A 7,249-nucleotide genomic window follows, 5' to 3' on the forward strand; every position below is an offset into this window, starting at 1 on the left:
GCATGGAAACGGTCGCGGCCGATCGCGCCATTCTCGACGCTTTCGATGGGGCTCTTTGTATCCTCGAGGCGTCAGGCGCCCTGAGATCGATGAACCGAGCCGCCGAACGTCTCACGGGCTATTGCGAAAGGGAGCTTCGCGGCCAGCCTTTCTTTCCGCGGCTTCTCGCGCCAGACGCCGATGATTGCGAGCCTCCGTCGCCGTCGCCGTCGCCGCGCGCCCGCGAACGGCTGTCCCTGCGCATTCGGCGCAAGGATGGACGAACGCTTGACGTGCGCTGCGAAATTGACGCGCTTTCCGGCAATGGCGATGGCGGCTCGTTGCTCAAACTTCGTTCTATCGACGGGCCGAATGAGCCCGATGCGCTCGTCGAGACGACGAAAAAGCTTGAAACCATCTTCGGCGGCATGGTCGACGGTCTTGTCGTGATCAACGAGGCCGGCGACATATTGCTCTTCAGCAGAGGCGCGGAGAAGCTGTTCGGCTACCGCACCGAGGAAGCGCTCGGAAGAAACGTCAAGATGCTGATGCCGTCGCCCTATCGCGAGGCGCATGACGGCTATCTCGCCGCCTATAGGGAAACCGGCGTCAAGAAGATCATCGGCGTCGGCCGCGAGGTCGTCGGTCGGCGCAAGAACGGCACGACCTTCCCGATGTATCTCTCGATCGGCGAAATCCGGCTCGACGGCACGCGCTACTTCGTCGGCGTCACCCATGATCTGACCCGGCTGAAACGCGCCGAAGAACGGCTGCTGACGCTCTCCGCCGCCGTTGAGCAAAGCCCGATTGCGGTGATGATCACCAATAAAGATGGCGAAATTGAATATGTGAACAGCCGCTTCGCCAGCCTGACCGGCTATCCGCCGCATGAACTCATCGGCCGGAATCCGCGGATGCTTCAATCGAAGCGGACCGAGGGCGATCAATATCGGCGGCTCTGGGAGAGCATTCGCGCCGGCGCCGAATGGCGTGGACAGATCCAGGACAAGAGAAAGGACGGCAAGCTCTATTGGGCCTCCGAAATCATCACGCCGCTGCGCAATGCGAAGGGCGAGATCACCCATTATCTCGCCATTCAGCAGGATATCACCGAACAGAAGCGCGACAAGGAGGCGCTGTTCGAGAGCGAACAGCGTTTCCGGCAGATCGCCGACATGGCCGGCGATTGGCTGTGGGAGCAGGACCCGGACGGCCGCTACACTTATAGCAGCAGCGCCGTCGAGGACGTGCTCGGCATGACGCCCGAAGAGGTAGTCGGCAAGTCCTATCTCGATCTCTTGGCCAAGGAGAGCGCAGAAGACGCCGCTCCCGACACGGCGCCGAGCCTGACCACGCTGTACGGGGCCTTCCATCGCGTCGTCAACCACTATCGGCACAAGAGCGGCGGCGACGTCTTCACCGAGTCGACCGGCGCGCCGATCTTCGACGAAGGCGGCCGACTGGTAAAATGGCGGGGCGTCGATCACGACATCACCTCGCGCAAGATGTTCGAAGACGCGCTGCGCGTGCGCAATCGCGCGATCGAATCCGTCCCCATCGGCATTGCGGTCTGGGATGCGCAGGCGCCTCGCGTTCCCAACATCTACGTCAATCCGGCGCTGAGCCGGATCACCGGCTTCACCCGCGAAGAGCTGCTCGGGCACAGTTTGCATCTGTTGCGCGGGCCGGAGACGGATCCTGCGGCGCTTGAAAAGATCCGCAACGCGATCGTGCATCGCACCAGCTGCCAGGTGGTGGTGAAATTCTACCGCAAGGACGGCGTCTCCTTCTGGGACGAACTCTCCATCTCGCCGGTCGCCAATGAGGCGGGGCGCATCACCCATTTCGTCAGCGTTCACGCCGATATTTCCGACCGGCGGCGCGTCGAAGAGAATCGCCACGAACTCGAAATCGCCAAGCAGATCCAGCTGTCGCTGCTGCCGAACGCGCCGCTGCGCACTCCGCATATGGAGATCGCCGGAATCTGCGTGCCGGCGACGCATGTCGGCGGCGATTATTTCGACTATTTCGAAAATTCCGGCGTGATCGACATCGTCATCGCCGACGTTTCCGGCCATAGCGTCGGCGCCGCGCTGATCATGACCGAAGTGCGCAGCACGCTGCGCGCCGAAACGCGAAAGGCGACGAACGCTTTGAGCGGGCCGGCGGAGCTGTTGCGCGACCTCAATGAGCTCCTGCACGAGGACCTGACCGCCGCGGACCTCTTCATCACCATGTTCTATTGCCGCTTCCTGCCGCAGACGCGCACGCTGCAATACGCCAACGCCGGCCAAAATCCGCCGCTGCTGCTGCGCGCCGACGGCGCGGTGTGCGTGCAGCTCGACGCCGACGGCCTGGTGCTCGGCGTCGTGCGCACGGTCGATTTCAAGGAGGGGAGTCTCGAACTCGCCGCGGGCGACAAGCTGCTGTTCTACACCGATGGAATCACCGAGGCGCAAAACCGCCAGGGCGACTTCTTTGGACTCGAACGCCTGTCCGCCGCGTTCATGCAGCATCGCCGCCTCTCGCCGCGCGACCTCATCAAGGCGGTGCTCGCCGACGTGCGCGCCTTCCGCGGCGAGGCGCCGGCGTCGGACGACGTCGCCATGGTGGTGGCGCAAGTGTGCTGAGGAAAAAAGCGCGCGCGAAGATGTCCCGCCGCCGTTAAGGCGCGGGGGGCGAGCGGTCCGGGACGCCCCGGCCGTCGCTGGCCGCAGCGCAGAGAAGTGTCTTCGACGGCCGGTTTCTCCCGGACACGGATCGCGTCGTCTCGCCGCCTCCGGGCTGAGGGAGCCGCTCCCCATCGTTCGGGTAACCGACGCCTGCGCCAACCTCGAATATTGCGGTCCGGGCTTTCAAAGCCTGCACATGAGTTTCAGTAAGCTTGCGCTTATCGAAGGGCTCATGCGTCTCCGCGCAAAGGAGAGAAGCCCAGACCGGCGACGCGCCGCCGGACCAGGGAACGAGGGTCGTTCGTCCCGCCGGATCCGTCCTTCGCCGGCGCCGCTCGACCCTGAGCCGCGCCCTCGCTTGACGAAGGCAGGCAGAGGATAGGAATTTATTCCGGAAATGTCAAGAGGCGGGAAATCTGTTCGCCGCGTAAGAACCGGCCTCGACTCCTAGCTATCCGTATTATGTCCTGTAACGCGGCCTAATTATTTCTCCGGGGGACTATGTATCTTGCAAACCTAACCGACATTTGCTACAAGAATTGCTAGAGACGCGATCATGGCTATCTCGGTTTTCAGTCAGCACCATTTTCATAATGAGGAATCGGCGTTCGCCTTCCTGGAGGCAGCGTTGTGGCCAGCAGGTCCGGTCTGCCCCCATTGCGGTTGTACGGGTCGCATCAGCAACATCAAAGCGAACGTCAAGAAGCGCGTGCGCCTTGGCCTCCACAAGTGCGGCGATTGCAGCAAACAGTTCACCGTGAAGGTTGGCACGGTTTTCGAGCATGGCCGCATACCGCTTCATAAGTTCCTTCAGGCGCTGCACCTGCTTTGCTATTCCGAAAAGGGCGTTAGCAGCCATCAGCTGCATCGCATTCTAGGCGTCCAGTACAGGACGGCGTGGTTTCTGGCGCATCGCATTCGTGAAGCCATGCGGTCCAACAGGCGGAGCGTGCCTTGATGAGTATCAAGGGCAAGCGACTCACGTACCTGCCAGCTGATCACGTATGAAAGGCCGTCACGCCGGTCAGATCTTAGACCGGCTGCGCTTCGTGGACGAAGCAAAGAAAAGCTTTGACGCGACGCCTACATGGGAAATCGTGCCGAATCGAACCTCGACGAAGCTGAGTCTCATTGTCGCACTCCGGCTTAACGGCACGCTCCGAGGCGGCGTCTCGATCCGGATCACGACGCCAGCCGACGCATGGGAAGAGGACGTTTACGGGCACATTGAAGTGCGATTACCCGGATCCAATCGTGCACTTCGTTTAAACCCGGTTGAGTGGAGACCGCTGCGATATCATGACAATCCCGCGAAAGCTCCGCCGCCGCACCGTAACCAGCGCCTTTGGGATCGTTGGTTACCATTCGACTTGAATGCATCATATGGGCTGCACGCATTCGATCAGTCAGGATGCGGCATAGCCGTGCCTTTGCCTGATGCGATAGGGAACTTTTCGCAGTATACTGACATTTGCGCGAGGCTCTGGAAATGCCCCGACATGATGGGGCTTTCGCCTCCGCCATGGACAAGGACGTTGGTATGAGTACCGCAAAAGCAGACATGCGCGAGGTAGTCGCGGAACTGCCTAAGGCGCTATACCGCAGTATTGTGCGGAATACATCCGCTTTTGTGTCAACGGGCGTAACGTATCCCAACGGTGTTGGAGTAGCGGTTCGGATCGATGAAGCCCGTAATGGTTACACCGTTTCTGACGACGGCTATGCATCCCAGATAGCGGAAACCATGGGAGCGGCCACAGCACTCAATCGCATTGCCGGAGGCTTCGCTCAGCGGTGCGGTGTAAGCTTTGAAAAGGGAGTATTTCTGTTAGAGGACATTTCGCGCGACACGCTACCTGTCGCGGTAGGCGCAATTGCGAATTCTTCGGCGCGTGCCATGGAGCGCCTAGTCGCATCGTTAGAACAGCCGCGACTCAAGCGTTCACGTGCGCTGTTCGATAAACGGCTGCAAGCCGCTTTTGGTAAAAAAGTTCGCTTTGACCTTGAATTCAAGGGCGCAACCGGTCGCAACTGGGAGTTTGACGCGGGCGTTGAAGACGGCGGAAGTATCGTCCACCTGTTCGCTCTCGTTTCGCCGACCACACAAGCGGTTGCGCTCGCCAACATGAAGATTAGCGACTCTAAGGCAATCAGAATTCCGCCTGTCGTTACGGCGGCTCTTGTTGATTATGACCGCACCGAACCGGCGTTACGGTCCATACTTTCACAGGCGGGCGGAATAGTCATTCCAGCCAATGCGGACGTCACGTCCTACCAATTGGATACCGCATGACTAAGCAGATGAGCCGCGCCGATAACGAGCAAAGCAAAGCTTTCGTCAAAGCCGCCCGCGAACTCGGGATAGACGCCGATCCCGAGCGGTTCAAGGAAATGGTGCGGAAGGTGGTGACACACAAGGGACCAGCCATGAAGCAGCATAAGACCGCAGAGCAGCTGGGGGTTCTGGTTACTGAATATGTCGAGAAGCGCTATCGTGGTGAGATGTCGGGGACGCAGGTATGGCGAGTTGTAAAACTCGATGTGCCGAACGACGGCTCAAACTGGAAGATCGCGCACAGCGGCCACGGCGCGGGATTCGGCAATGCACTTGATGAGGCCGAGCGACATCTGCGCAAACAATTCGACCTTGTGGATGGTTAATTGGTGGCTGAATCGCGCGGGAGACATTTGGGCGCTCATCTTCGCTTTGTCCTTCGTGTTGTCACTTGTGGTGGGTGCGGTCCAAAGCTGGCGAGGTAAGGCCCTTACTGACACTCCACTCCTTCCCTTGCTCCTATTGCTTCACATGGCCTGGGTCGTGCCGCTCACGATCGTGATCGCTGTTCGCCCTTTCACGATGCTATTCTATGAGCGCTGATCGGTTTGCAAGTACACAGCTTTCGCTTCCCACTCTCCAGCCAGGGATGGCGCGCATGCTTCGAGACGGCGCCTTCGGCGCCTCCTCAGCATGAGGGCGCGAGTTGGGATGATGCCCTCAATGTCATTCCCGACAGGCCGAAGGCCTGATCGGGAATCCAGAGCAAATTCGTGAATGATCGGCATTTCTGGATTCCCGATCGCGCACTGCGCGCGCGTCGGGAATGACAATGCTTAGCCGCGCGTTGGAAATGACAGCTTTGCTCGCATGTTTCCAACCACAGCGACGGTCCCGCTATCCCTCTTGACGCGCCGCTTGCGCAACCAATTTCACACAGATGCGCCCAGCGCGAGCGAGGGTAAGACAATGGCGATCTATCGTGTTCGTGAAGTGAAATTCATTGAGACCGAAGGCGGCCATGTGAAGCTGAAGCCGCTGCGTGAATATGAGCGGGAATCCTCCGATGCGGCGAGCGTCGTCGCCGAGGTGAGCCGCTTCTTCGAGATGGAGCTCTCCAGTCCCAAGGCGCTCGACGTCGTCGATTTCGACGAGGTGATCGTTCTCGACGACAAAGGCGCGGTCATCGCGCGCTTCGGCGTCGCCGACTTCTGGGAGAAGGAGTGGAACGCCGTCGCCGCGCGAGCAGGTTCCGAAAAAGTTGACAGACTTTTTCGATGAGAACCTGCGCCAATGTTTGAGCAGGCTCCGAAAAAGTTGACAGGCTTTTTCGATGAGAACCTGCGCCAAGGGTTTTGGGCGCTTCCTATCGATCACATGAGACATGTGATCGGGAAGCGCTCCAAGTACGACGCCGCGCCGATCGTGCGCTTGGCTTAAGCGGAATCGCCGCGAAACGCCGCTTCGAGCGCGGCGATGTTGATCTTCACCATGCCGAGCATCGCCTGAAAGGCGCGGCCCGCCGCGGCGCGATCTTCATCCATGAACATGCGCGGCAAGGCTTCCGGCACGATCTGCCAGCGCACGCCAAAGCGGTCTTTGAGCCAGCTGCACTGGATCTCGGCGCCGCCGCCTTCGAGCAGCTTGTCCCATAGCGCGTCGGTCTCGCGCTGATCCTTGGTCGTCACCGAGATCGAAAAGGCTTCATTGTGGCTCGGCTCGCAGCCCATGTTCAGCGCCTGATAGGGCGCGCCGGCGAGGGTGAAGGAGACCAGCAGCGCCGGCCCGTCCGGCTCGCGGCGGAAGGCGCTTTCGAACGCCGAGTCCGGAATGATCGAGACGTAGAAGCGCGCCGCTTCCTCCGCCTGATCCTTGAAGGCGATACAGGTTCTGACTTTCGACTGCATGGCTGCTCCTTGCTTCCTGTCTGTCATTTCCAACGCGTGATCGGGTGAAGGTTTCCTCATCCTAAAGGAGCGTGCGGCGCACGCGTCTCGAAGGACGAGGAAATGTTCATGCGTCGCCTTCGTGAACTCGCCCTCGTGCTTCGAGACGGCTCCTGCGGAGCCTCCTCAGCATGAGGGCGAGGGGGGGGTGAACTTTCGAACTCATGGCTGCTCCTGGTTATTTTGCTGGCGCTCCGCCGCTGTCGGTTTCGCGATTTGCCTGTCGAGAAGGCGGAGGTTTCCTCATCCTTGTAACTTAAACCGTGCCGGATCGGCTAACATTGCCGCTGCGGTGGCGGACGGGACGCCGGCTCATCCTCGGGCGATCGAGCCCGTTCCTCAGCTTGGCCGCCCGTCCGCCGTTCCATCGAACCCGA

5 protein-coding genes and 1 pseudogene are annotated in these 7,249 nt (G+C 60.3%); 5 read left to right on the forward strand and 1 reads right to left on the reverse strand.

Going from position 1 to position 7,249, the window contains the following annotated elements; genetic code table 11:
* The first annotated feature begins 2 nt into the window (after positions 1-2).
* From ACR65W_RS05535 to ACR65W_RS05555, 5 genes and pseudogenes are all read left to right on the forward strand, one after another.
* Positions 3-2,609 (forward strand): PAS domain S-box protein, encoded by a 2,607-nt coding sequence (locus ACR65W_RS05535; protein WP_434498208.1) that lies wholly within the window; start codon positions 3-5, stop codon positions 2,607-2,609.
* Between the two features lie 604 nt (positions 2,610-3,213).
* A pseudogene (locus ACR65W_RS05540) lies at positions 3,214-3,585 on the forward strand (transposase); the annotation flags it as partial.
* Positions 3,586-4,173: 588 nt separating this feature from the next.
* Positions 4,174-4,944, forward strand: coding sequence for a hypothetical protein (locus ACR65W_RS05545; RefSeq protein ID WP_434498209.1), 771 nt, complete (start codon positions 4,174-4,176; stop codon positions 4,942-4,944).
* Positions 4,941-5,312 (forward strand): hypothetical protein, encoded by a 372-nt coding sequence (locus ACR65W_RS05550; protein ID WP_434498210.1) that lies wholly within the window; start codon positions 4,941-4,943, stop codon positions 5,310-5,312. Before ACR65W_RS05545 ends, ACR65W_RS05550 begins: the two co-directional genes overlap by 4 nt.
* Positions 5,313-5,895: 583 nt before the next feature.
* The gene (locus ACR65W_RS05555; protein ID WP_434498211.1) at positions 5,896-6,207 is read left to right on the forward strand and encodes a hypothetical protein; all 312 of its coding nucleotides are present in this window, start codon (positions 5,896-5,898) and stop codon (positions 6,205-6,207) included.
* A 155-nt stretch (positions 6,208-6,362) separates the two neighbouring features.
* On the opposite strand, the gene ACR65W_RS05560 is transcribed toward ACR65W_RS05555, so the two are convergent.
* Positions 6,363-6,833 carry a VOC family protein gene (locus ACR65W_RS05560; RefSeq protein ID WP_434498212.1) on the reverse strand — a complete coding sequence of 157 codons (471 nt, stop codon included), beginning with the start codon at positions 6,831-6,833 and terminating at the stop codon, positions 6,363-6,365.
* Positions 6,834-7,249: the final 416 nt, after the last annotated feature.

It is taken from the genome of Methylocystis sp. (assembly GCF_051062815.1).
Classification (GTDB): Bacteria; Pseudomonadota; Alphaproteobacteria; order Rhizobiales; family Beijerinckiaceae; genus Methylocystis.

Coding starts and splice junctions, on each gene's coding strand:
- ACR65W_RS05535 (WP_434498208.1), top strand. CDS start 3: ATGGAAACGGTCGCGGCCGATCGCGCCATTCTCGACGCTTTCGATGGG.
- ACR65W_RS05545 (WP_434498209.1), top strand. CDS start 4,174: ATGGACAAGGACGTTGGTATGAGTACCGCAAAAGCAGACATGCGCGAG.
- ACR65W_RS05550 (WP_434498210.1), top strand. CDS start 4,941: ATGACTAAGCAGATGAGCCGCGCCGATAACGAGCAAAGCAAAGCTTTC.
- ACR65W_RS05555 (WP_434498211.1), top strand. CDS start 5,896: ATGGCGATCTATCGTGTTCGTGAAGTGAAATTCATTGAGACCGAAGGC.
- ACR65W_RS05560 (WP_434498212.1), bottom strand. CDS start 6,833: ATGCAGTCGAAAGTCAGAACCTGTATCGCCTTCAAGGATCAGGCGGAG.